Origin of the sequence: Brevibacillus fluminis, assembly GCF_052072235.1 — a bacterium.
Taxonomy (GTDB): domain Bacteria; phylum Bacillota; class Bacilli; order Brevibacillales; family Brevibacillaceae; genus Brevibacillus_D; species Brevibacillus_D fluminis_A.
On sequence record NZ_CM125436.1, the window covers coordinates 4,327,341 to 4,350,641 of the forward strand.

Here is a 23,301-nt window from a genome sequence, read left to right on the forward strand (position 1 = left end):
GGGGCTTTTGGCCATTTTACGTTTTTACGGATTAATTGGTCTTTTACCAACAGGAGGTTTGGAACCGATTTTCCAATCTCCGCCTTTCACGTCCTTCAACTGCTGCTCGGACAATTCTTCGGACAGGTCCGTTAGTTCAAGGGAAGTCAGCTCGTTTTGTTGCTTCTCGTTCTCCGCCATTATGAAAGCCTCCTTTTTACAGATGCGCCCATTATATAACAGGAAGTTTAAGTTTTGTTTAAGTCTCGAAAAATATTAAAATCGCCAAAAATCGGCTCTGCTGCTAGTATAAATGACATATGTTAGCGAAATGCGAGGATTGGATTTTGGATACTGCAACAATCATTTCACTCCGTGTCAATCATTTGACTTTGACCTTGAAGCAACTGCTGCAACGGCTGCGAATCAACGCTTCATGGGCGGACATCGGCCGCTGCAAGGACGACCTGACGATCGAGTGCTGGGCTTGCGCGCTTGGGCTCACCGCCGACATCGCCGGACTGCAGGCAGAGGTGACCCGGTTCCGCCGGGCCAACAAATTAGTAACGGCCTCTCAGACCAGAGAATGGCTGGAGTGCCGCAAGATGACGCTAGATGATCTCATCGATCTGCTGAGACCGCAAGCGCTGCGGGAAATCTTGGCCCGCCACGTTGTCTCCGCCGATGAAATCCGGCAGCACTTTCTGGAATTTGCACACGAATTTGACCGCGCCGAAATCTCGACAATCACAACGGAAGAATACGGTGCCGCACAAGAACTGCTATTCCGCGTGGAGGAGGGCTCCGACTTTCACATGCTCGCACGCGCGTATTCGTCGGATGCGGCAACAGCCAAATCGGGCGGATACGTCGGCCTGATCAGCCGTTCGGATCTGGAGCCGGAAACAGCGGCAGCCGTCTTTCACGCAACCCAGGGAACGGTGCTTGGTCCGTTTGAACGGAAACGTGAATACAGCCTCATCCTGGTAGAGAGTCTGTACCCGGCTGAATTAACCGAGGCAGTCGAAGAAAGCATCCGCAAGCAACGATTTCAAGATAAGCTGGAGGCGTATCAACGGACGCTCGACATTCATGAAGATATATGGAGCTTGGGTGAGGGATGAAGCTTGTGAACGAAAACCGCATGCACGTTTTGCAGCAATTTCCACTGTTCGATGTATTCAGTGACGAAGAGAAGCAACTGCTTGCCGGACAGTTTCAATCGGAAGCTTTTTCAATGGGACAAACGATCGTGGACCGGGACAACACAGCGGACAGCTTTTATCTCATCGTATCCGGTAAAGCGAGAAAAATTGGTGTAAACAGCGCGGGCAAGGAAACGAATCTCGGGCTGCTGCTGCCAGGGGAGCATTTCGGCGAACACAGCCTGCTTGATGGAGAGGCAGCTTCCGCCCTCACGATCCGCGCCTCCACTCCACTGGAAGTGCTGCGGCTCGGACGCAGCCAATTTCAGGAGTTAGTCGCCCAAAACCCTGCTATCGATAACTATTTCAGGCAATTTATTTCCTCGGATGTAATCCGCACATTTTTGAAAAACAACACTGTCCTTACCCATGTTGACCATGCTGCGCTTCGCTCACTCCTGGACCGTCTGGAGGTTCGTACGTATGAGCCCGGCATGTGCCTCGTGCGGGAGGGGGAGGCTGGCGACGCCTTCTACATCGTCAAGGAAGGTTCCGCGCTTGTCGAGAAAGGACCGGAAGCGGCAGTTGTCAATCGGCTTTATCCCGGCGATTTTTTTGGTGAGCTGGCGCTGCTCACGGGAGAACCACGCAAAGCGACGATTCGGGCCGCCGACACGGTGACCGCTTTCCGCCTGTCGAAGACGGATTTCGACGAGCTGATTCAAAACTATCCGGTTATTCTGGAATCGATCCGCTCGATTTCCTCCCACTATTCGACCAAAGCAATGGCTATGATTACGCCTCCCGAAGAGGCTGAGCGGGCTGCATTACCTGCAGACGACAGTTTTGCACCGCATGAATCCGAGCAATCCGCCGGACGCGCCGGCAAACCGTGGAAGGCTTGGAAATGGCGGCGCAAATTCCCTGTGCTCATGCAGCAGAGCGAGATGGATTGCGGCCCCACCTGCCTGACCATGATCGCCCGCTATTATGGATTGAACGCCAGCGTCAACCGGATGCGCGAGCGCTGCAACATAGGAGCGGAAGGAACGTCGATGCTCGGATTGATCGAAACGCTTGAGTCGCTCGGGTTCGCGGCCAAGGGGCTGAATACGTCGAGCACGCTTCTCCATGAGCTGACGACTCCTTTCATCGCTCACTGGAACGGCAATCACTTCATTGTCGTGTATGAGGTCGGCGAGCATGAGCTTGTTGTGGCCGACCCAGGTTTGGGGTATATCGATACGATGTCGCTTGAGACCTTTACCAAACATTGGACCGGGCTTGTCGTCACCATGCAGCCTGCCGGCCCGCTCGTTCCGCTCGACGACAGGGAGGTTTTGTGGAAACGTTATCTCGATTATGTTCGTCCTTCCAAGAAGCTGTTCTTGTCAGCATTGGGGCTATCCGTAACCATCGAGCTGATTTTGCTGATGTTCCCGGTTATGACGCAGCAAATTTTTGATCGTGTTCTGAACACTGCGAACTGGCCGCTGCTCCATACGATTGTGGCTGCCCTGCTCGCCCTGATCTGCTTCAATGCGATTTGTACTGCCGTTCGCCAGCTGCTCATCGGACGGCTTGCCTATGCGATCGATCATTCGATGCTGGATAGCTTCTATCGTCATCTGTTTCACCTGCCCTACTCTTATTTTACAAAGCGAACGTCAGGCGACATTCTCACACGAGTGTACGAGAACGAAAAGCTCCGCAGACTGATGACCGACCACGCCATCGAGCTATCGCTCGATTTGTTGACCCTGCTCGTGTATGGGGGCTTAATGGTGTATTACCATACCGGTCTGGCGCTCGTCGCATTCGCACTCATGCCGCTGTATATCGGCCTTTATGCGTACATCCTGCCAAAAATGCGCCGCAACCTCCGCAAGCAGCTCAATGCCGAAGGAGAATCCCAGACACAGATCGTCGAAGCTGTTCATGCGATCGCTACCGTCAAAGGGCTGTCCCTGGAACGAACGATTCGCGGAAAGCTCTTGCACAAGCTGGGCAGATTGCTCGCACTGCGGTTGGAAGGCAACCGGCTGGAGGCAGCCGCCAAAGCCGTAGCAGGGGGACTGCGTTCCTTAAGTCATGTAGCACTTCTTTATTTTGGCTCCCGCTACGTGATGGAGGGTCAGCTTAGCGTAGGAGAACTCGTAGCCTACACCGTGCTGTTCACCTCATTTTTGTTCGCAATGGAAATGCTCTCACTGCGCGCAGGCGAACTCTCGGAAGCTCGCATCTCGATGGAACGGTTGAACGATGTATACGAATCGACGCCGGAGCATCCTCAACCGGACAAAATGCGCATGCTTCCCTCGATTCAGGGTCATATCCGCTTTGAACAGGTATCGTTCCAGTATGATCGCGGCGGGAACATGATCCTGCAAAACCTTGATCTTGAGCTGAAACCCGGGCAAACCGTAGCGCTTGTCGGACGAAGCGGGTCAGGCAAATCGACCATTGCCCATTTGCTTCTGAAGCTTCTGGAGCCGTCCGGCGGCACGATTTATATTGACGGTTATCCACTGCGCGAAGTGCATGCCGCCTCCATCCGCAAGCAGGTCGGCGTCGTGCAGCAGGAAACGATGCTGTTTCGCGGCTCGGTGCGGGAAAATATCGCCTTGAACAGCGAGAACGTCAGCATCGAGGAGATCGCGCGGGCAGCCCGGCTTGCCGGCGCACACGAGTTCATCGAGGCTCTGCCGCTCGGATACGAGACGATCATCGGCGAAGGCGGCATCCGGCTATCCGGCGGCCAGCGTCAGCGGATCGTCATCGCGCGTGCGCTCATCAGCAATCCGCGCATTCTCATTTTCGATGAAGCGACGAGCGCTCTCGATACGGAATCGGAGAGGGTAATTCAGCAAAACATGGCCGAAATGCTGCAAGGCAGGACAACGCTGATTATCGCCCATCGACTTAGTACCATCCGCCATGCCGACCTGATCGTCGTGTTGGATCAAGGCGCCGTTGTCGAGAGCGGCACACACGAGCAGCTTTTCCAACGAAAAGGCGTCTACCATCACCTGCTCCATCAGCAGTCCGTGTAGCGGCGAAACATTCCTGGCAGATTTCGCCCCCTGCCAAAAGGCCATAAAAGCAAAAGAGCAGGCCCAGCCTGCTCCCGCGTGGATCTATGACTGTCAAGCAAAGACAGGCAGACTTGCTTTAAACACATACGAGGTGCCGTTTCTGCCAAAAATGCCGAGAATCTTTCGGTCGGGGTCCTCCGGATGCGGCCCGATGATATTATAGAAGCCAAGTTGATTCGAGTCATGCCGGTAAATTTCAAACCACTGCAAACCGTCCACGGATGCCAGCAGCCGCGGTCTTGCAGCAGGATCGTTATTATCGCGAATCCATGGCACCAATGCCATTTGGTAGTCTTTGTCTCTGACCACCCATCGCCTCGTGGCATAATGCACAAACAGATTTTTATCATTGAACAACAGGAAATCCCTCACGATGTCGCTTTCCAAAACAGGTGCTTGCAGGAAGCCCTTCGGCCGCTTCCAATACACCAGGCCATCCGCTTGCTGGTCCGAACCAAACACGACGCCGTGCGGGTAGGCGATGATCTGGGTGAATTTGGACCCGACGTAACTGCTGAAGACTTTTGTCCAAGTCCCGCCCAGATCGTCGCTGTAAAAAACCTGGTTATTCGGCGTATCGCCAACCGCCAGCCAAATCCGATTCGCGTATGGGTCATACTCCACATCGTGAATGTGGAAGTTGCCCGGCACGCTCATCTCATCCGGCGGATAATCGAAAATCTTCACGAACGTCGCGCCGTAATCGCGGGACATGTACACCTCCCGCGGCGGGTTCGCGGCGTTTTTGATGCCGTACGCGCACAGCAAAATGACGTTTTGATATACGCAGTGGCCATGCTTCTCGTCGGTATATCCGCTTTCAAAGGTGAACACGGGCGCTGAACCGAATGATGTTTGCGCTTCATCCGAGACGAAAACATGCCCGGCGTCAGTCCCAACGACGATTCTGCCGGATTCCCCCACCAAAACCATCCTCGGCTCGCCATAGCCGTTCGGAATCGTGGCCACATTTGTCCAAGTCGTCCAATGATCCAGACTTTTTACAATCGTATTGCCTGTATTGCCGAACACGACGCCATTGCGGTCCATCCATTTGGGAAAGCGCCAGTCGATGCTGGACAGCTCGGTCCAGATCGGCGTGACCGTAGGCGGAAACGGCGTTGCATTGCTAAAGGATTTGGTAAGAATGGCATCCATTATTGTCATTCATCCTTTCTCAAATGGGATACAGACTGACTTACGGCCTATTGTGAAACCGATTTGCATCATGAAAACCGGAATCATTTCGGAATTGCCCAGATTCCAATTATACCATTTTTTTCTATTATAAAATATCAGAATTTTCTCTGTTCCTATTCGTTATGTGAGGCACTTCTTTTGGCTCTCAAAAATCGGAGACTTAATAAATACACATAGGAAGCGATGACTCCCAAAAGATAGATCTCCCCCGTTACGTTCCGAAACGATCCGGAAATTGTCCAGAATAGGATCGCGGTAGCGGCCACTCCAGCTAGAATATAGAGAAGACTTTCGACCCAAAAAACGATAGCCTTGTGCTGCTTTCCCAGCGGCTTCATGAGGAGATCGATGACAAATGAGAATGGAATACCGATGAAAAACACCGTCGGAAACGTAAACATCGCCAGCGGCACAACCGTGTCGATGTCATAGAAAAAGAAGAGCGCCGCTCCGAAAGTAAAGAGAAAGCTGGAAAGAATGCCTGCAAGAAAACGTGTGGCCATGCCAACCTCCTACGAACTGTTACTGTAGATTGAAGGTACTCATAATGTTCCGTGCCGTCTTTTTTCTTGAAAGCTCCTTTGCGCTAATTCGTTTGCGATTCAGCAGCAGCATCGTAATGGCAAGCAGACGATAAAGTTTCAAATAGACTGCACCTTCCTCAAAACCCGTTTGCGAGAATCAGATTGTTTATGCCGAACACATTACTTACATAAAAATTCCATGGCTACGCGTTCTTTATCCGCAATCTCGAGCAAAAGCTTGGAAACCTGGTTTAACTCCTGCTGGTTTCCCGTTCTTCCTGCAAGGTCGATCAAAGAAGAAACGTTAACCCACATGGGAGCGATTTCAGTAAACATCAAGTATGCCTGTTCGACGTTTGGGTCTCCAAACAGATCCACGCATTCTTTTAAAAAATCTCGATATAGATTTCGAAACAAAGCGCCGCCGGTTCCCGCTCTTTCCATTAATAACGCAGTCAAGCATAAATCATGCTCAAAATTCTTGCTGCGAGAAGGCCACTTCAGGATCTCATTGCTCATTTTCATAATGCCTTTATTCCCCATATTGCGAATGGGCGGATTCAAATAGTCATGTGCATTCTTGGTTAAGGATGATCGTATAGCGGGGATAAGCGGCGGATGGGTGCCGATCGGCTCGATCGTAAAGGAACGATTCCTAGAACTCATAGGCCCCTTTGCGTTTCTAGCCATAGCCAAATGGGCCAAACTCGTCTTCACAAGTCCTCCCTGTTGTCTAGTATCCGCCATGTAGGCGTAATCGTCATCCATGCCATAGATTACCGCATAGTGGGCGGCAAAGTGCACTTTGTTCGTGAAATAATCCAAATAATAGGAGTCCAACTTAAGCCCCACCGGAATTCCGCATTCAATGAAGCTCCGTACGTTCTGCCACGCTTTTTCAATGGACGAGGTTTCTTGCGCCTTGATGATTAAGTTGAGCCGGGACGCTAAGCAAGCAGCTATTTCATCCGGCTTCACCCTTCCCCCAATAAAAGGAAAGTCCATCGCCTTCGAATCCCAATAAATGAATCCTAGCCCTTGCCCAAGACCGAATAACATCGGCTCCGATAGTCGGACTCCCGCAAATTGAAGTAAATTGCCCATTGCTGTCGTCTCGCAATGTTCCCCTTGAAAAGGACTGAAACCTTCAATGATTTTAGACATGCTCTTTCGTCTCCCCCAACTATTCGTTGATTATTTTCGCAACGAAAGCTTGCTCACTCTCAATAAGACTCATCGGATGAAGGAAAAGTACCCTTACGTACAACGGCACTATCGGACGCGTCGGCTTACCTGATTCGTACGCGGAGACTTGTCGGCAAATGTTACCAAGGGACTGGAAATATCAGTTCAAAGACTCTGTCGAAATCGTCTCGCATCCGTTGAATAATGCAAAATTTTGAAAACAATTGTTCAAGGCTGTTCGCAATTGCTTTGTTGGCTTTATGTCGTTCTCGTACCAGATGTTTTTAACAACCAGCGTCCCGGATTTTCGCTCCGCGATTACCTCGGCTCGTCCGATGAGGCTTTCTCCGTATAGTAGAGGCAACACATAATAGCCGAATTTCCGTTTGATTGCAGGCGTGTAAATCTCCCAGGTGTAATCGAATCCAAACAATTCGTTGATCAGTTTTCTGTCCCATATGAAATTATCTAGTGGGGCTATCAGCTCGCAGCGCCATTCCGGCTCTGGATTTTGCAGAACGGCTTCAATAAGCGGCAAGTCCTCCGCGCGGCAATAAAGTATATCCTTCATTTGTTCCACGGCAACAGCAACAATGCGAGCTTCGTACAACAGTTGGCGGAAAACCTCGTTGCGCTGCTCCGCTTTCAATCCCCAAATGTTCAGCCAGGCATCGGATGCGCGATTCCATAAAAGGCCAACAGCGCCGATTCGACGCAGTACCCGCCACTTGTGATGCTCCAGCTCGCCCTCCAGCGGCTCCGGCGCATTCAGCAGATTTGGCTGTATGTACTTCCCCGCGATATCGTAATATTTACGCGTTCCTTTTTTGTGATGGATAATCAACTCGCCTGTCGAATACATCTGCTCCAGCACCGACCGGGATGAATTGTTTCCGCTGCTCCAGTGGATAGCCGACCGCCAAGCGAAATTTCCATCCAATTTGAGATCATCCGAACTTAGCGCACCGTGATTTTGGATGTGAACTCGTACCTGCTCGATCAACGCTTCCATTTCGGGATAGCGCTTGGCATGTTGTCGGGCGGCCTGCCTGTACCGCTCAAAATACGGCCAGTCCTCGACGGGGATAATGGCCAGATTCTTGTCGGGATAATCGACAAGAATTCTATCTTGATACAGCAACTCGGCGAGCATGTTCTTGGTAAATCCTTTGATTCGCGACTGCAACACCAGTTCGGCGTTTTTTCCGCAAACATCGATGGGATCGTATTGAATACAGCCGACCTGCCGCACAAAATCCAATACTCCCTGCTTTCCGGTAAACTGATATTCGCCCAACAACCCGTGCTTCAATAGCAGAAATTGCCGTGCCTGGCGGTTCGTCAATTGGATCATGTACACATCGGCTCCTTAACGAAACAAACGGGAGCCGTTTGCACATGATGATGGATGGCGAGATTGCTTATCTCAATAAAGTTACGATTTGCTTCTTTCCTTAATGAGGGTATCCATTGGGGAGCTTCATTCGCAACCCCCTTTCCTAATTTTCCAACAACCGAAAATTGCTCTTTTTCAATGATTTCAACCACGCCTATTCCCCCCTATCCGTTGGAAAACGAAAAAACAAACACACGTTCCCGTAAAATATTACCATTATCTCGAGCATAAAAACAAGAGCGATTGAATGCTGCCCGTTAACGCAATGAAACTGCCGATTGCCGCGGCAGCTTTATCTAATTTGTGTAGTGAGCTAAAGTTCTCCGTTAGCTCACTAAACTTTATGAAGCACCCACAAGTCAGTCTTTTAAATTGAAATCTGGCTTAGAATAAGGGTAAAACTTTAGGGTGGTTAGGCAAATTCATACAAGGATTGAATCATGATATGGCTCAAAAAGATCTTGTCGAGTAATATCGTTGCCCATGTAACACAACGTGCGTTTGGAAAATTATGTTATAATCCTTGTGGGGAAATAAGTAAATTTTGCCAAGGAGGATTGAGATTGTACGGCTGATGGAACGCCGTGTGCGATGAAAGTCGCCCGCACGGTGTAGGCTCGAACGAAAACCCTCCACATCGAGAAGGGAATAAGTCGAGAATAGCGTAAATCGCCCTCCAGTCGTTCGTGATGACAATGGGGTTTTTGAGATTACCGAGGTGTCTCCAAGTTATTCAAGTGTTACTACTCGATTGGATAACTTATTTTCTGATCCTGATTCAGATCGATTAACATTTACTGCTGTGGCTGACGATGAGAGATATACGCCTCAAATTGAATTCAGTTCTCTACTAAGAATACCTTTTCTAAAAAACCCTGAAGCTAACGTTGGGGATATTGTGACCATTACTGTTACAGCCAATGACGGTAGGGGTGGCACTGTTTCAAGCAAATGGATTATCAAGTTCAGATAGAATCCATACTTTTCGCTGTCCATCAACGAACCCTTAGGGAAACCTGGGGGTCTTTCTTTACCAAATTACCGTTTTGTAAAATCTCTTTTACCGAAACCCAATTTCCCCTCATTTATAAACATATTTATCACATGGTTCACTCCCTACCTATTACTGTAATATTATGGAACAAATCTTTATCATTATCAAAAAATACCTTTCACCTAAAAAAGCCCCCTCTCGATCTGAGAAAGGGAGCTTTCCTATGTCTTCACAATCACTTCAGGCGCAAATTCACGCCGCGTTGCGATCTCTCGCTTCTGTGTAATCATGAAGCCGTATAAGATGCAAGTGATTTTGTACCAGGTTTTTCAACGCTTCACAAAGGATGAATTTCATCTAAAACCTTCTTATGGATCGCCGTAACATGCTGCTCGAATTCGTGCGCCGACAACGGAGGCGAAAAATAGTATCCTTGCACATGGGAGCAGCGGCTGCCCTTCAAAAAAGAGAGCTGTTCGCGCGTCTCCACGCCTTCTGCAATGACCCCCAGCTGAAGCTGCTCGGCCATCGTAATGATCGCGGTAATAATCGCCGCATCGCGCTGATCTGCCGCTACATTGCGCACGAACGACTGATCGATTTTCAGCCGGTCGATCGGCAACTTCTTCAAATAGCTCATCGAGGAGTAGCCGGTGCCGAAATCGTCCACGCTGATCGTAACGCCCAGTGCTTTTAAGGCATTCAGTGTATCAAGGGAATGCTCCAGTCCGGCTGTCGTACTCTCCGTAATTTCCAGCTCCAGCTGATGTGCCGACAGGTCCGTTTCCCACAGGATGTTAGCTACGGATTCTGCCAAACCAGACGAGTAAAACTGGCGGGTGGAAAGATTGACGGACACGCTGTCAACGGGAATGCCAGCCTGTTTCCATTGTTGCAGCTGACGGCATGCCGTCTTGATCACCCATTCCCCAATGGGCAAGATCAGCCCGGTCTCCTCGCATAACGGAATGAACTCGTTCGGGGAGATCGTTCCTTTCGTTGGGTGTGTCCAGCGCAGAAGCGCCTCCATGGACACAATTTTACATGCATGCACATCGATTTGCGGCTGGAAAACCAGATGCAGCTCTTCGTTGCCGAGTGCCTTGTGCAGGTCATTTTCCAGCAGGAATCGTTCCAGTTCATTATGATTCATGTCCGCATAATAAAACTGGAAGCTTTTCGTCTGGAGTTTTGCCCGATTGAGAGCCGACTCCGCACGTTTTACGAGTGTGCTCGCCTGGGCACCATCCTGCGGGTACAGCGCGACTCCCATTCGCATCGTCGCTTTCCATTCGAAGCGGTCGATCAACAACGGCTGGTGAAACGCTCCGTCGATTTGCCTGATCAGCTCATGAATCTCCTGCTCGTTTGCAAACGGGTGAAACAGCAAAAACTTGTCACTGCCCATCCGTGCCAGAAAGGAAGCAAAGGACAGGTTTGATCGGAGCCGGAAAGTCACCTGCTGCAGCAACATGTCTCCTACCTTGTGGCCGAGCGAAGCGTTGAATGCCTTGAAACGGTCGATACTGATCACCAAAATGGCAACTTGGCTGCAAGGATGACGGTGAAAATACGCTTCCAACTGCTCCCGAAAGCAGCGGAAGGAAGGCAACCCGGTCAGCGCATCAAACGCATCGCCATCACTTCCCGGATAAGACAGCATTTCGCCTGCAGCTTCCGTTTTGCATGTGAGCCTATATTTTTCCATCGAACCATCCTTTCACGGAACAGTAATGTTACAAGGCAAACTTGCTGACGATTCCCTGAAGCTCTTCCGACATGTTCGCGAGCGTGTCCGCTACCGCTGATATTTCTTCTGAACTTGCATGCTGCTCCTCAGAGGCTGCTGCCACCTGTGAGCTATGCTCTGCCGTCCTTTGAGCGATTTGCTCGGCATCACCGATCGTATCGATCAGCGAGATGCTTTCCGCAGAGATTTCCTGAATCGCCGCGTTGATTTCTTGAATCTTGGCCGTGACGTCCTTGACTTCATGCGTAATTTTGTAAAAGGAGCGGCTGGCTGCCTCCACCGAGGCAATCCCTTCCTTGATCACGTGTTCTTCCTCCTGGATCGCCTGAATCGATACCGTGACCTGCTCCTGGATGGCCGTGATGACGTGTCCAACCTGTTTGGCTGCTTCCTGCGACTGTTCCGCCAGCTTGCGCACTTCTGCCGCAACAACCGCAAAACCTTTGCCTGCTTCCCCTGCTCGCGCTGCCTCAATGTTGGCATTTAAGGCAAGCAAGTTGGTCTGATTGGCAATCCCTCTGATGAGCGAAATGACCTGACCGATCTCTCTGGATTTCTCCCCTAACGAGCTGATGGTGGCAGCCAGCATCTCGCTCGTCGCTTTCACCTGCTGCATCTGCTTCTGTGATCCATCCAGCAACGAATAGCCTTCGCTGGCAGCGGCAGACGTGTCCATCGACGCTTCCGCGAGTATTTGCATGTTGCTGGTGATAAAGGAAAGCCCGCGATTGATTTCGGAAACGGTCGTCCTCGCGTGCGTCGTTCCTGAAAGGGACGCGCTTGTTCCTTCGGCGACTTCCTGGATGGCGGAAGCAACCTGGCTGCTCGTCTTGCCTGATTCCAAAGCGGTTGCACTCAGCTCGCCGGATGTCGAGGCGACCTGGTCGGCTGCCAACGATATTTTTTGCACAATTTCATTGATCTGGACAACCATCGTTCCAAAGTCATCGTATAGCCTGCCGATCTCATCCCTGGAGGAGATCGGTAAACGTGGAGCGGACAGATCGCCATTAGCCACTTTCCTCATCTGACCTTGCAGAAGTAAAATCGGCTTGGTCATCCGGTTCGACAAGTAGTAGATGATCCCCCCGCCAGCCGTTACCGCGATCAGCAAACTAACCAGGCACGTATAGAGCAGATAATCGGCCTGGTGAGAGAACTCCAGGCTGTAGGTTGTCGCGCTGACAATCCATCCCCAGTTCGGGTCTTTTTCTGAGTAGGCCAGCTTTTTCTCCACCCGTTCCTCGTTATCCGGCATCGTCCACGAATACGTCGTGACTCCGCCGCCCGCCAGCGCTTTCTTGACAAAGTCTTGCGCAAAGAAAACCCCGTTTTCGTCCTTCGTATCAGCCAGGTTCTTTCCTTCCAGGGAAGGGTGTCCCAACACGTTGGCGTGCTCATCCATGACGATCAAATAGCCATATTGTCCAATCTGGAACGATTTCGATCGTTGTCGTGTGCCATCCGGGTTGCGCATTCCAATGATCTGCGTTTTTGCCAGCTCCTGCGCCTCTTCGAGCGTGATTTTTCCATGCTGCACCTGCTGATCCAAAAGCTCGATGATCGAGACTGCCTCTTTCACGTAAGAGCGCAAATTTTCCTTGCCCAAATCATCAAGCGCGTTTTTGGCAAGTGAAAATACTATAAAACATATCGAAATACTTGGTATTATAAGTAAGAGGCTGAATGTCAACAGCCACTTTGTCTTTATCGATTTCATGAAACCCCCACTCCACTGCGATAACGATTTGTTTGACCGAATGCCACGGACACTTTACGGGATACGTATCCGGATTTCCACGCTGTTCTTGATCTTCCCCTCAACGAATTCGACAGTACCATCCAGCATGTCAATTCGGATCGTTGTCAGGATCAGATCGTTTGCTACCTGCTCAGCAGAAACAATAGACGGTGACTCTACACAAACCACCAATCCGCTCTGTTCCTGTTCGCCGTACGTTAACTCGATGCTGAGATTGTTGACCGTATACCGGGCGGCGACATAGTTGACGATTTCCTGGCAAATGCGGTATATGAGATGTTCTTTTTCCAACGGGAGCTTCACCGGTTCCCCCATGACCGTCAGCTTGATCTGGCATTTCACTGTCAATTCCATCCGGCGCAAAAAAGAACCGAGCGTATCGATCAGCCCCAGATCTTCAATCATGAATGGGTGGAGCGCAAATGAGATTTCCCGCAGCTTTTCCAGCGAATTGTCGATTGCTTTTTCCAACTGCAGCAGATGCTGTTTTGTTGTAGAATCGATGTTCTGTTTGACAACCATCTTGATTGCAAGAGTCAGACTATACATCGTTTGTCCGATATCGTGATAAAGATCGTGCGATAGCGTTTGCCTTTCCTCGTCCTGAAGACGAAGCAAGTCAAAAAGCAGCTTCTGCTTTTCCTCCATTCCTTTTCCTCCCAGGAGACCTACATGCGCGCGTTTGTTATCTCTATTATCTCGATCCCATGGCAAAAAAGAAATTAGGGAAGACCCTATTCTTTTCGAGCGGGTTGTTGCTCGATTAGGGGTTTCCCTCGGCCAGACATGCGAAAACCCCCGCTTTTGTACGCGAGGGTTTTGGCTAGATTTCCTTTTCGTTGCTTAACAGTCCGTGTTTTAACGCATATTTGACGAGTTCATGCCTTGTTTTCAGCTGCAGCTTTTCCATAATTTTTACTTTGTTCGCCTCGATCGTCTTCACCGACAAATATAGCATGTCAGCTATTTCCTTGTTGGCATAGCCTTGTGCCGTATAGGCCAGCACTTCTTTCTCCCGGTCGCTCAGCTTTTCATAAAGCGTTTCCTCGCCGGGGTGCTGGTTGGCTTCCTTCGTAAAATTTTCGATCAAAAAGCGGGTGGCTCGGGGATACAGATACGCCTCTCCCCGATGGACCGTGCGGATCGCTGAAATGAAATCCATGTCTGCCGAGCTTTTCAGCAGATAGCCGGACGCCCCCGCTTGCAGCACGCGGAACACATATTCGCGGTCATCATGCATGCTCAAAATGAGAATCTTGACATCAGGGAGTTTCTGCTTGATTCGGCTCGTCGCCACCATCCCATTTTGCCCTGGGGGCATGTTCAAATCCATGATAACCACATCAGGCTTGAGCCGCATCGTCTCTTCATATGCCGCATTGCCATCGGCGACCGATCCGACTACTTCCATGTCCTCCTCATCAGCAATCATTCGCTCCAAGCCGGTACGAACAATAGTATGGTCATCTGCTATCAGTATCCGTATTTTCATCCTGTCCTCCATTTCGCCAAGCTTTTATCCCTCTAGTGGAATCAGAACCTCGATGCGCGTACCTCCCTGCACATCGCTATGAATCGAGAGCGTACCGTTCAGGAGCGCCGCGCGTTCTCTCATACTGAACAGACCAATGCCTTTGTTCGGACGGCGCAACACCTCCTCAAGCAGAAAGCCGTTGCCAAAATCCTGGATGGTCATGCTGACGCACCGCTCTGCTTGCTCAATCGTCACCTTCGCTTTCGGCGTTTGCGCGTATTTCGCAGCGTTCGTCAATCCCTCCTGGCAAATTCGGTACAGCGCCGTCTCCACTTCAGCAGGGTAACGACCGGTCACGCCGAGTACCTCCAGCTGCGTCTCGATCCCGTATGTATCCTGGTACTGTTCCGCATAAGCACGCAAAGCCGGAATCAAACCGAGATCATCCAATACGCTTGGACGCAAACGGCTGGCCATGCGGCGTACCTCTTCAAGCGCGCTGTCGGCAAGCGACTGAATGGGTTCCAGCTCAACCCGCAGCGAGTCGCTTCGTTTTTGCGCCATGCCTAACGAAAAAATAATACTGTACAACGACTGCCCAATTCCGTCATGCAATTCCCGGGAAACCCGCTTGCGCTCTTCCTCCTGCGCCTCGATGACCAGCGTGGTCATTTTCTTCTCGTTTTCTTCCAGTTGACCGACGGCAACCTGCAATTTGGACTCGGCCAGCTCCTTTTCTTCAATAACCTCCTGGTACTGCGGAAAAAATATTCCTTTCATCAAAAAGAAATAGCCTGTTGCTTTGCAGATGTGACCCAGTACATTTTCCAGATCATAAACCGTTTTGTAGAGTGTGAACGCAAGCTCCCCCAGCAAGATAAAAACAGTCCCCGTCACCAGACTCAGCATGTTGACGTCTTTTTGCTTGCGGTAGATATTCAGCATGACCAGCATGTTGAGCAAATGGACGAAGGAGATCACATACTCTGCTCCGAGCTTAAGCGACGTAACCCCGATGCCCTCTTTCAGCAGAACCGGCAGCTGGCTTGGATAGATCGTAATGAAAGAAATGACGACAAACAAATACAGCAGTGCAACCGCAAACAGCAGCGGCTTGCTGGTGTTTTTGCTCCGCAACAGCTCCCCGCGTATCAATATGCTGCCTAACCCGACGCTCTCCGTAACCCGCGCCATAATCCACAGCCAGGTTGCGCGCGATACAGAGTGTCCGTCAGCAAGAAAGGGCATTCCCTTATACAATAGCGTATGGGCGAGATCCAGGCTTCCGACACAAAAAAACAAAATGCCAAACAGGAGCGGCCTATGTTTGGATTGCGTAAAGGTGTACCACGATTGAAGAAAAATCGAGTAGGACACAAAAATGCTAAACAACTCAAGCAACGTATGAATAAGCAAAAACTTTTGGTGATCCTCGGAAAACGGTTCTGTTCCGTTCCACAGACGAATCATGGAGAAAAGCAACAGGGAACCAACAATGTAAAGCGTAGTTTTTTGCTCGTCACGGGTCAGTTTCATCAGTGCTCGTCCTCAATTCACGATGTCCTATTCTGAATATTTGTATATGCAAATGATTATATCAGTTTTTGGCATCATTTAGGGAAAAATGACGAAAGGGACAGAATTTTTCTATGGATGATTGGAAGCGTTGCTCTATCAAGGCGGGGTTCGGTTGGAGGTTTCCTGGTCAAGTCGTGAAAAAAGCCTCTTTCGTTTGCTCAAAAACGTTGCAAGCAATCTCGGCTCTTGACCCTGCCGACATGAAGTTTTTTGCCAATCAACACTACCTTTTCTCCTCGACACAAAAACAAAAAAACCCTTGATCTCCCAAGAGTTTTTCCCAGATGCCCCCACGCGGAATCGAACCACGAACTGATCATTACGAGTGATCTGTTATACCATTTAACTATGAGGGCGCGTTATGTTTCATGAATTTGCACTATTAATTTACAATATTTCCTCACCAATTTCAAGACCAATTTTCACTCCCAGCCTGCGAATCCCTCGCTTTTTTCATCCCCCAAAAAATCTCCACAGCACCATGTAACGTCATTCCCCTTTCCTCCGTCTTACTTGTGCAATCAGCTGCAAAACCTTGTGACTGCCGTGCGCAGACAGCCTTGACGTCAGGCTGACCGGGGAGTATCGCAGCACATTCGCGAAAAACGTATCGGACGCTTTGGCGCAACATTCGCTACCGTCCGTTTCTTTCAATGATTCCATCAGATTTCTACAATGCTTTGCTACAATAACCATCAAACCCATTTGTTTCTGAAAGGGAAGATCCACGATGCGCAAAATGACGACTCTGCTTCTCACATTCTTGTTCCCGATGATGCTCGGCTTCAGCCACGCGCCAACCGGAAGCAAGCATCCGACCACCGTCCCGGTGCAGATGCAGGTAAAGCATAATCAGCAAGAGTCCATTCCTGTGCTTATGTACCATTGCATCTCCAAAGGAAACAACTATTTGTACGTGCCGCCTGAGCAATTCGAGCATCAGCTGGTTTCGCTGCAGAAGGACGGGTACACGACCATTACGGCAAGCGAGCTGTTGTCTTTCTGGGAGCGCGGAACCGTGCTTCCCAAGAAGCCGGTGCTGATCACGCTTGATGACGGCTATGAAGACAATTACACCAATGCCTTTCCGATCCTGAAAAAACACCGTGCGAAAGCGACCATTTTCGTGGTGACCGGTGCGGTTGGCCGGCCAAATTACATGAGCTGGCAGCAGCTTGAGGAAATGAATAAAAGCGGTCTCGTCGATCTGGAATCGCACACCGTGCACCACCGCAACACGCGGAAAATCACGGACGAGGAATTCCGCACCGAGCTGATTGACTCCAAGCAGGCGCTGGAGAGCCACTTGAACAAAAAAATCGTTATTTTTGCATTCCCTTTTGGCGAGTCCAAACCAAGCTCAGCGGCGATCCTGCAAGAGAGCGGCTACCGGATCGCGTTCTCCACAAGTAAAGGACTTGCGCATTACCCCGATGGAAAGTACCGGTTGAAACGGCTTGAGATGTTCGCCCAGGATTCCCCGCCCGCCATTATTGCGGAAGCATCCAAACCCAAAAAGAAGCCGCTTTTGCCCGACCCGTTTTCCATCCTCGCGTCCATCAAGCTGTAGCCCGCCCCAATTCAGGCGGGCTTTTCGCATGTGAGCGGCCCATACTCCTTCTAATACTGGTTGAGATAGGCGCTGGCAATACCCATGAAATACTCCGACTCTCGCCGAATATGATTCAAAACCGTAATGGCCGTCGGATTGCTTTTCAACGCCTGGCTTTGCGTTCCCAATTGGTTGAGCAGCTCAACGAATTGCTGGCTTTGCTCCAGGGCGTAGGCGACCAGCTGCTGTACCTGCGCGTTCATTTCGGGCGAAATCTGGTTGCCGGAACGGATGACATTCTCAATATAGCTGACAAATACGGCTTGCGTCCGGGACAGCGCTTGCTCCCAGCTGGCAAGGGCGTCCACGAACTGTGGCTCAAGGTTTGGCGTCAAGGCGCGGATCACTTCGGTATGTTCCGCCTCCTGGTGCTTCCAGAACTCGCCTTCATCCAAAATCCGCAGCGGCATTTTGTCTTGGTAATAAAACTGCATGCTGTTCCCTCCATCGGTTGATGCATCATCTCCAACAAGGTATACAGCCGCGCACAAATAGGTGCCTGCCTATTGCAGCGCCCGCTATACGCAAAAAACTCCGCCAACAGCGCGGAGTGATCGTGATTAGCCAATCATTTTTTCAATATCCCAAATGCGATGGGAGCGGAGATCGTAAAAATCTTCGCCCTTGCGCACAAGCGGGCGCATCGGCTCATCTTTGAAAATAAAGATGACTTCCACTTCATCCCCGGTATTGAGCAGCGCCTTGCTGCCTGCATACAGCGATACGATGTAATGGGCAAAGCGGGTGACAATGTCGGCGTTGAGAAGACCGTCACAGGCGGCGCGCCAAAGCAGCTGGGCGGCAACGAACGGAGACGTCCGCTCTTTATAGACACGATCTGAACAGATGGCATCAAAGGTGTCCGCGACCGCAATAATTTGGCAAAGCAGCGGAATGTCGCTTTCCGTGAGTCCGAGCGGGTAGCCGGTGCCATTCAGTCGTTCATGATGCAACAGCGCGCATTGGGCAATCGCCTCGGTCGCGCCTTCCATCCGATGGATGAGTTCGTAGCCGAAAACCGTATGGAATTTCATTTGCTCATACTCGTCCTCTGTCAGCCTGCCGGGTTTCAGCAAGATGTCCGCAGGAATCAGCACCTTGCCGACATCATGAAGGAACCCTGCTTGTCCGACCAGGCTGATCTCTTCATCTGGCAGGCAGAGGAGCTTGGCGATCAGCGCCGAAAGCATGCCGACGTTGAGCGAATGACGGTACGTGTAGTTTTCGGAGCCCTCCAATGCATACAGAAAACGGAAGATGCCCGTCTCCTGCAAAACTTCCTTCACCACCGGAATCACAGCATCCGTAAATTCTTCCAACGAAGGGATTGAATCTTCTGTCACTTTGTCAAATAATGCTTTTGTCCGGGCCATCGCGCTCACGTAATGGGCCATCGATTCCCGTTCCATGGCGAACCGCTCCATCTGCTCGGCTACCGAATCCTTTGGCGGGAAGCTTGTCCGTACATCCTCAAACGCATCACAAACGCGAATGGCACCGATTCGGTGTTTGACGAGCGAATCGAGCTGGTCGGGTGTGAGACACGTTCCTTTGGCAAGCAAAAACGTGCCGTTACCCGTATAGACGTCTTCTTCCAGGGTGCGCCCTGCTAACGAAAAATCGGTAGGAAGCAGCGCCATCTGACAAGCCCCCTCTGTCCACTTTTTTCCATTATATCTTTATTTTCTATTATTCGACAATTCAAAAACTTGACCTGCAATCGATTGGCCCACTAACGGTAAAAAGCTCTGGCACAGCCAATTTGGCGTACCAGAGCCCTTTATTCGATTCTCTCTCAGCCAACCTGTCCGTTTAATCGCTGCCTGCGCATACGTGTGACAGCTTCTCTTCAATCCGAATCAGAACCGTTTCAGGAGTCACCGTTTGTCCCAGCACCGCTTTCATTGATTTTACATAACCGCTGAACTGGCTTGTGATTTCCACTAGCATGCCGTCTGATGTCCGTACCAAGCAGAATGGCTCCTGCTCATAGATGTAGCTGGCTTCTTTCTTCAAGATTTTCTCAATTTTGCCGGTGCAAGAACTGAGCACTTCAAAGTTGATCAGCATGGTTTCCTCCCGATACATACTTGTTTTCGTGTAATCCCGTGACAGGCCGACAAAGATGAAAGGCTATTCCTAATATTGCGTCAAAAGGGAATCGATTGGGCTTAAGCTGTTTTTGAAAAACTCCTTCACCACTTCAATGTCTTCCTCATCGATTTCCAGCTTTTTGATCCAGTAATCGCTGCGGTACACGTCATCTGCAGCCATCAGCGCCGCCTTCAAGCTTTGCAAGGAAACTACCATGCTTTTGCCGTTGAATTGCTGCGTATGAAACAGTCCAAAGTCGTAGCGGTTTTTCTTGGTGACGAATGTTACATAACGGGTAAGCGGCTTTTCCGTTTCATCGTACAGGTATTCAAAGTTCATGTGTAGGTACCCCCTTGCTTTTACTCCATTTTTATATGCAGGATTGATGCCAACTAGAAGAGTTCTTTTTTTTCAAGCAAAATCAGTACGAAAAGAGCAGAAATCAATGCAAAATTGCATAATTATCGTAAAATTGAATAATCAGCTGCAAAAACGGTTTGCGATGCCATGGAATTCTTACAAGAATTTTGGCTATTTTTGCGCATCTATGCAGTTTTACAACGATTGCGACCCCAACGCCTGTTTCCCGGCTTTGATTATTCAATTCTACATATTGGTAATTATTCCCTTCCACATTACAAATTCTTTACATTGGGTCAACATCGTTCACGCGCGTACATGAAAAAACCCGGCTGTCGCCAGGTTTTCAGAGGATGCCAAGCTCGCGCGCTTTGGCCATGGCTTGCGTCCGGTTTTTTACGTCCAGCTTGCCGAATATTTGATTGTTGTAGCCTTTGACCGTGCCGGGAGAAAGGTAGAGCGTTTGCGCGATCTCCTGATTGGTGAAGCCTTTGTCGATCAACTGCAAAATCTCCAGCTCCCGCTGCGTCAGCCCCACATGCTCATACCCCGCCTTTTGCCGCAAGCCCTCCTGCCCTTCCGTCTCCTCCTGCATCCGGCTCCCCAGCCGCTGAAGCATCGTCTGGCGCCGCAGCAGTGCATGCACCCGTGCGATCAGGATGCCGGGATCGAACGGCTTGATCATGTAATCATCCCCGCCTGTATTCAAGCCCGTGATGATATCCTCGCTCTCCATTTTGCAGGTGAGGAACAGGATCGGCACATCTGCCATCCGCTTGATGCTCCGGCATAGCGAAATCCCGTCAGAATCGGGCAGGAGAATATCCAAAATCACAAGGTCCGGCTCCTCTTCCGCAAACAGCTGCAGCGCCTGTTTGCCCAGCTCCGCTTCCACGACCTGAAAGCGGCTGTTTTCCAAATACAGGCGAACCAGCTCGCGGATTTCCGTCTCGTCTTCCACGACTAAAATTTTTCCTTCTCCCACCTACGAAACCTCCTGTCTTTCTCTCTCCGGAATAAAACGGACTGGCAGTCTGATGAGGAAGCTCGTCCCTTCTCCCGGCGCGCTGTCCACCGAGATTTGCCCCTGGTGGTACTGAATGATCTCCTTCACGATCGCAAGGCCGAGTCCGACGCCATCCGATTTGGTTTTACGCGATTCCGCCGCCTTGAAAAAGCGGTCGAACAAAAATGGCAGCTCTTCCTTTGCGATGCCGCTTCCCGTGTCCGCTATGGTAATTACGGCCACGCCAGCGCTGGCAGATTCCGCCTCCACACGAAGCTCGACCCGGATGATGCCATCGGCCGGTGTGAATTTTTGCGCGTTGACGACCAGATTGGCGAAAACTTGCTCAAACCGCATCGGGTCTACGTTTACCACGGTTTGGTGCGCGGTTACGTGCTGTGCAGGAAGCTCGCGGATCAAGCGCAGGCCGTGCTTCTCGACATCCAGCTCATATTTGCCGCAAAGGGTTTCGAGCAGCGCATGAATCTCCACCTCGCGGAAATCAAACTGGATCTGCCGCGCTTCCAGCTTGGTCAATTCGAACAGATCGCGGATGATCCGCCCCAAGAGCAGTGTTTTTTCATGAATCAGCTTGAGGTATTTGGGATCGCCGCTCGGCACGATTCCGTCGATCATCCCTTTGACATAGCCTTGGATCGAGGTGAGCGGCGTGCCCAGCTCATGCGAAATGTTGGACAGCAATCTGCGGCGCGATTCTTCCATCTGCGACAGCTCGGCATTCGCCTTTTCCAGATCGAGATTCGCCAGCTCCAGCGCTTCCGTCCGCTGCTTCACTTTTTGCTCCAGCATTTCATTGGCGCTTTTCAGTTCCATGCTCAAGTCTGCGACGTTGCGGAACAAACGAGCGAATTTTACGGAAAAGTTCATCATTTGCGTAACCATGAAGAGCAGGAGGCCGAGCGGAATCATGTTTTCAAACAGCCAGGTTTGGTTGAAAAAGTAATAAAAGAAATCGTCGAGGATCGAGACGATAAAAAACGCGAGGCCGATCCCGTTCAACACGGAGCCGCTCCGCTTGCGAATCGCTGCGAGCACATAGGCGCAAAAAATCATGCAGAGCGATCCGACCGTCAGCAGCTGGATGAAGATGTGCAGCCGGGTGAACAGCAGCGGCTTGGTCAACAGCGCCGCCATCAGCACGCCTGCGCACATCCAGATCGCGACGATGCGGACGTGCCGATTCGTTTCTTTCGGATATTGGGCATGAACGAACAGGATGAGGCAGACCAGGCTGATCATCACGCAGATGTATTCCCCCCGCACCGCCAGCTCCCACGTCAAGCCGGGAAAAAAACGGATCGCCAGCGTCTCGCCGAGCAGCAGGTTGCGGATGCCGATCATCAGGCAGAGCACGCCGAAATAAAATGCCGCCCACTCCCGACGCTGCAAGAGAAAGATCATGAAATGATAGATGGCCATGATGAACAGGCTGCCGGTGATTACCATTTCGTAGGCGACATGCTTGTCCCGCTGGTACAACACCGCCTCCGCGCTGCCCAGCTTGATCGACTGCCACAATCCGCCTTTCCGCTGCACGAAATTGGCGACCTGGATCACAAGCTCGACCGTGCTCTTCTCCGACTGAAATGTCACGACCTTGGGATAATTCATCGGCTTCATGTCGTCAGCCTGCATCGCCACAACGCCGTTTCGGGCAAGCTCCTTACCGTTCATCCACAGGATGTAGGAGGTTGCAACGCTCGGCATGTACAAGGCCAGCTGGCGATTCCGATCGCTTTCCTTTAGCTGAATCCGCACGCGGTAGGTGGCATAGCCTTGATTGGAGAGAGGATGTCCGCCGCTTTGATAGGCATTCCATTGACTGGGGACCCGTTCGTATGCAGGTGGCGGGGCGGCGCTTTTCGCGAAATCGCCTGGCACAAGCAGCCGATTCCAGTAAAACTCCCATTCGCCATCCAGAGAAACCATTTCATGTTGCGAGAAATCAAATTTCGTCGCATCGATCACCCCCGCCGAACCGTTTCCGCCGCCCGCTGCCAGTACCGGTTGTCCAGCCAGTATGCACGCGACGGCGAGCATGATAAAAAAATACAGCTGCGCCCACCTTTTTGCCGCAGCCTTCCGATCTGCTAGAGTACGCTCCACTACGCTCTCCCTTTCCGCTC

General features: G+C 50.8%; 20 protein-coding genes, 1 tRNA gene and 2 pseudogenes. 4 read left to right on the forward strand and 19 right to left on the reverse strand.

All coding sequences use genetic code 11. From position 1 onward, the window contains the following. Positions 1-24: 24 nt before the first annotated feature. Complete coding sequence (locus tag ACTID9_RS21420; protein ID WP_441066900.1) at positions 25-180, reverse strand: TIGR04149 family rSAM-modified RiPP; 156 nt, start codon at positions 178-180, stop codon at positions 25-27. Positions 181-326: 146 nt separating this feature from the next. On the opposite strand from ACTID9_RS21420, the gene ACTID9_RS21425 reads away from it, so the two are divergent. After that, the gene (locus ACTID9_RS21425) at positions 327-1,103 is read left to right on the forward strand and encodes a peptidylprolyl isomerase (protein WP_441066901.1); all 777 of its coding nucleotides are present in this window, start codon (positions 327-329) and stop codon (positions 1,101-1,103) included. Next, entirely contained in the window at positions 1,100-4,177 is a 3,078-nt protein-coding gene (locus ACTID9_RS21430) for a peptidase domain-containing ABC transporter (protein WP_441066902.1), read from the forward strand. The genes ACTID9_RS21425 and ACTID9_RS21430 overlap by 4 nt, the downstream gene beginning before the upstream one ends. A 93-nt stretch (positions 4,178-4,270) precedes the next feature. Here the strand turns inward: ACTID9_RS21430 and ACTID9_RS21435 are convergent, their stop codons facing one another. From ACTID9_RS21435 to ACTID9_RS21460, 6 genes and pseudogenes are all read right to left on the reverse strand, one after another. Further along, positions 4,271-5,377 (reverse strand): hypothetical protein, encoded by a 1,107-nt coding sequence (locus ACTID9_RS21435; protein ID WP_441066903.1) that lies wholly within the window; start codon positions 5,375-5,377, stop codon positions 4,271-4,273. 155 nt (positions 5,378-5,532) lie between these two features. Further along, positions 5,533-5,922 (reverse strand): hypothetical protein, encoded by a 390-nt coding sequence (locus ACTID9_RS21440; RefSeq protein ID WP_441066904.1) that lies wholly within the window; start codon positions 5,920-5,922, stop codon positions 5,533-5,535. Positions 5,923-6,123: 201 nt separating this feature from the next. Next, positions 6,124-7,107, reverse strand: coding sequence for a BtrH N-terminal domain-containing protein (locus ACTID9_RS21445; RefSeq protein WP_441066905.1), 984 nt, complete (start codon positions 7,105-7,107; stop codon positions 6,124-6,126). A gap of 19 nt (positions 7,108-7,126) precedes the next feature. After that, positions 7,127-7,216: pseudogene (locus tag ACTID9_RS21450) on the reverse strand (PadR family transcriptional regulator); the annotation flags it as partial. 72 nt (positions 7,217-7,288) lie between these two features. Then, positions 7,289-8,482 (reverse strand): winged helix-turn-helix domain-containing protein, encoded by a 1,194-nt coding sequence (locus tag ACTID9_RS21455; RefSeq protein WP_441066906.1) that lies wholly within the window; start codon positions 8,480-8,482, stop codon positions 7,289-7,291. After that, positions 8,479-8,676 (reverse strand): hypothetical protein, encoded by a 198-nt coding sequence (locus ACTID9_RS21460; protein WP_441066907.1) that lies wholly within the window; start codon positions 8,674-8,676, stop codon positions 8,479-8,481. Before ACTID9_RS21460 ends, ACTID9_RS21455 begins: the two co-directional genes overlap by 4 nt. 527 nt (positions 8,677-9,203) lie before the next feature. Between ACTID9_RS21460 and ACTID9_RS21465 the strand changes: the two are divergent. Beyond that, a pseudogene (locus ACTID9_RS21465) lies at positions 9,204-9,497 on the forward strand (Ig-like domain-containing protein); the annotation flags it as partial. Between the two features lie 358 nt (positions 9,498-9,855). On the opposite strand, the gene ACTID9_RS21470 reads toward ACTID9_RS21465, so the two are convergent. The 6 genes from ACTID9_RS21470 to ACTID9_RS21495 form a co-directional block, all read right to left on the reverse strand. After that, positions 9,856-11,226 carry a putative bifunctional diguanylate cyclase/phosphodiesterase gene (locus ACTID9_RS21470; RefSeq protein WP_441066908.1) on the reverse strand — a complete coding sequence of 457 codons (1,371 nt, stop codon included), beginning with the start codon at positions 11,224-11,226 and terminating at the stop codon, positions 9,856-9,858. A gap of 28 nt (positions 11,227-11,254) precedes the next feature. After that, complete coding sequence (locus ACTID9_RS21475) at positions 11,255-12,988, reverse strand: methyl-accepting chemotaxis protein (RefSeq protein ID WP_441066909.1); 1,734 nt, start codon at positions 12,986-12,988, stop codon at positions 11,255-11,257. Positions 12,989-13,042: 54 nt separating this feature from the next. Then, entirely contained in the window at positions 13,043-13,678 is a 636-nt protein-coding gene (locus ACTID9_RS21480) for a sensor histidine kinase (RefSeq protein WP_441066910.1), read from the reverse strand. Between the two features lie 175 nt (positions 13,679-13,853). Beyond that, on the reverse strand, positions 13,854-14,522 hold the full coding sequence (locus ACTID9_RS21485) for a response regulator transcription factor (protein WP_441066911.1): 669 nt from the start codon (positions 14,520-14,522) through the stop codon (positions 13,854-13,856). Between the two features lie 24 nt (positions 14,523-14,546). Then, positions 14,547-16,040 carry a sensor histidine kinase gene (locus tag ACTID9_RS21490; RefSeq protein ID WP_441066912.1) on the reverse strand — a complete coding sequence of 498 codons (1,494 nt, stop codon included), beginning with the start codon at positions 16,038-16,040 and terminating at the stop codon, positions 14,547-14,549. A 327-nt stretch (positions 16,041-16,367) separates the two neighbouring features. Continuing rightward, positions 16,368-16,438 (reverse strand) — tRNA-Thr (locus ACTID9_RS21495). A 374-nt stretch (positions 16,439-16,812) separates the two neighbouring features. Between ACTID9_RS21495 and ACTID9_RS21500 the strand changes: the two genes are divergently transcribed. Then, positions 16,813-17,652, forward strand: coding sequence for a polysaccharide deacetylase family protein (locus ACTID9_RS21500; protein WP_441066913.1), 840 nt, complete (start codon positions 16,813-16,815; stop codon positions 17,650-17,652). Between the two features lie 50 nt (positions 17,653-17,702). On the opposite strand, the gene ACTID9_RS21505 is transcribed toward ACTID9_RS21500, so the two are convergent. The 6 genes from ACTID9_RS21505 to ACTID9_RS21530 form a co-directional block, all read right to left on the reverse strand. Beyond that, complete coding sequence (locus ACTID9_RS21505; RefSeq protein WP_441066914.1) at positions 17,703-18,128, reverse strand: DUF2935 domain-containing protein; 426 nt, start codon at positions 18,126-18,128, stop codon at positions 17,703-17,705. Positions 18,129-18,254: 126 nt separating this feature from the next. Then, positions 18,255-19,334 (reverse strand): HD-GYP domain-containing protein, encoded by a 1,080-nt coding sequence (locus ACTID9_RS21510; protein WP_441066915.1) that lies wholly within the window; start codon positions 19,332-19,334, stop codon positions 18,255-18,257. Between the two features lie 172 nt (positions 19,335-19,506). Next, positions 19,507-19,764 (reverse strand): biotin/lipoyl-containing protein, encoded by a 258-nt coding sequence (locus tag ACTID9_RS21515; protein ID WP_441066916.1) that lies wholly within the window; start codon positions 19,762-19,764, stop codon positions 19,507-19,509. 69 nt (positions 19,765-19,833) lie between these two features. Then, positions 19,834-20,127 (reverse strand): SAV0927 family protein, encoded by a 294-nt coding sequence (locus ACTID9_RS21520; RefSeq protein WP_441066917.1) that lies wholly within the window; start codon positions 20,125-20,127, stop codon positions 19,834-19,836. Positions 20,128-20,494: 367 nt separating this feature from the next. Then, a complete protein-coding gene (locus ACTID9_RS21525) occupies positions 20,495-21,133 on the reverse strand; it encodes a response regulator (protein WP_441066918.1) in 639 nt (212 codons plus the stop codon). After that, the gene (locus ACTID9_RS21530) at positions 21,134-23,281 is read right to left on the reverse strand and encodes an ATP-binding protein (protein ID WP_441066919.1); all 2,148 of its coding nucleotides are present in this window, start codon (positions 23,279-23,281) and stop codon (positions 21,134-21,136) included. It abuts the gene before it with no gap. Positions 23,282-23,301 lie beyond the last annotated feature (20 nt).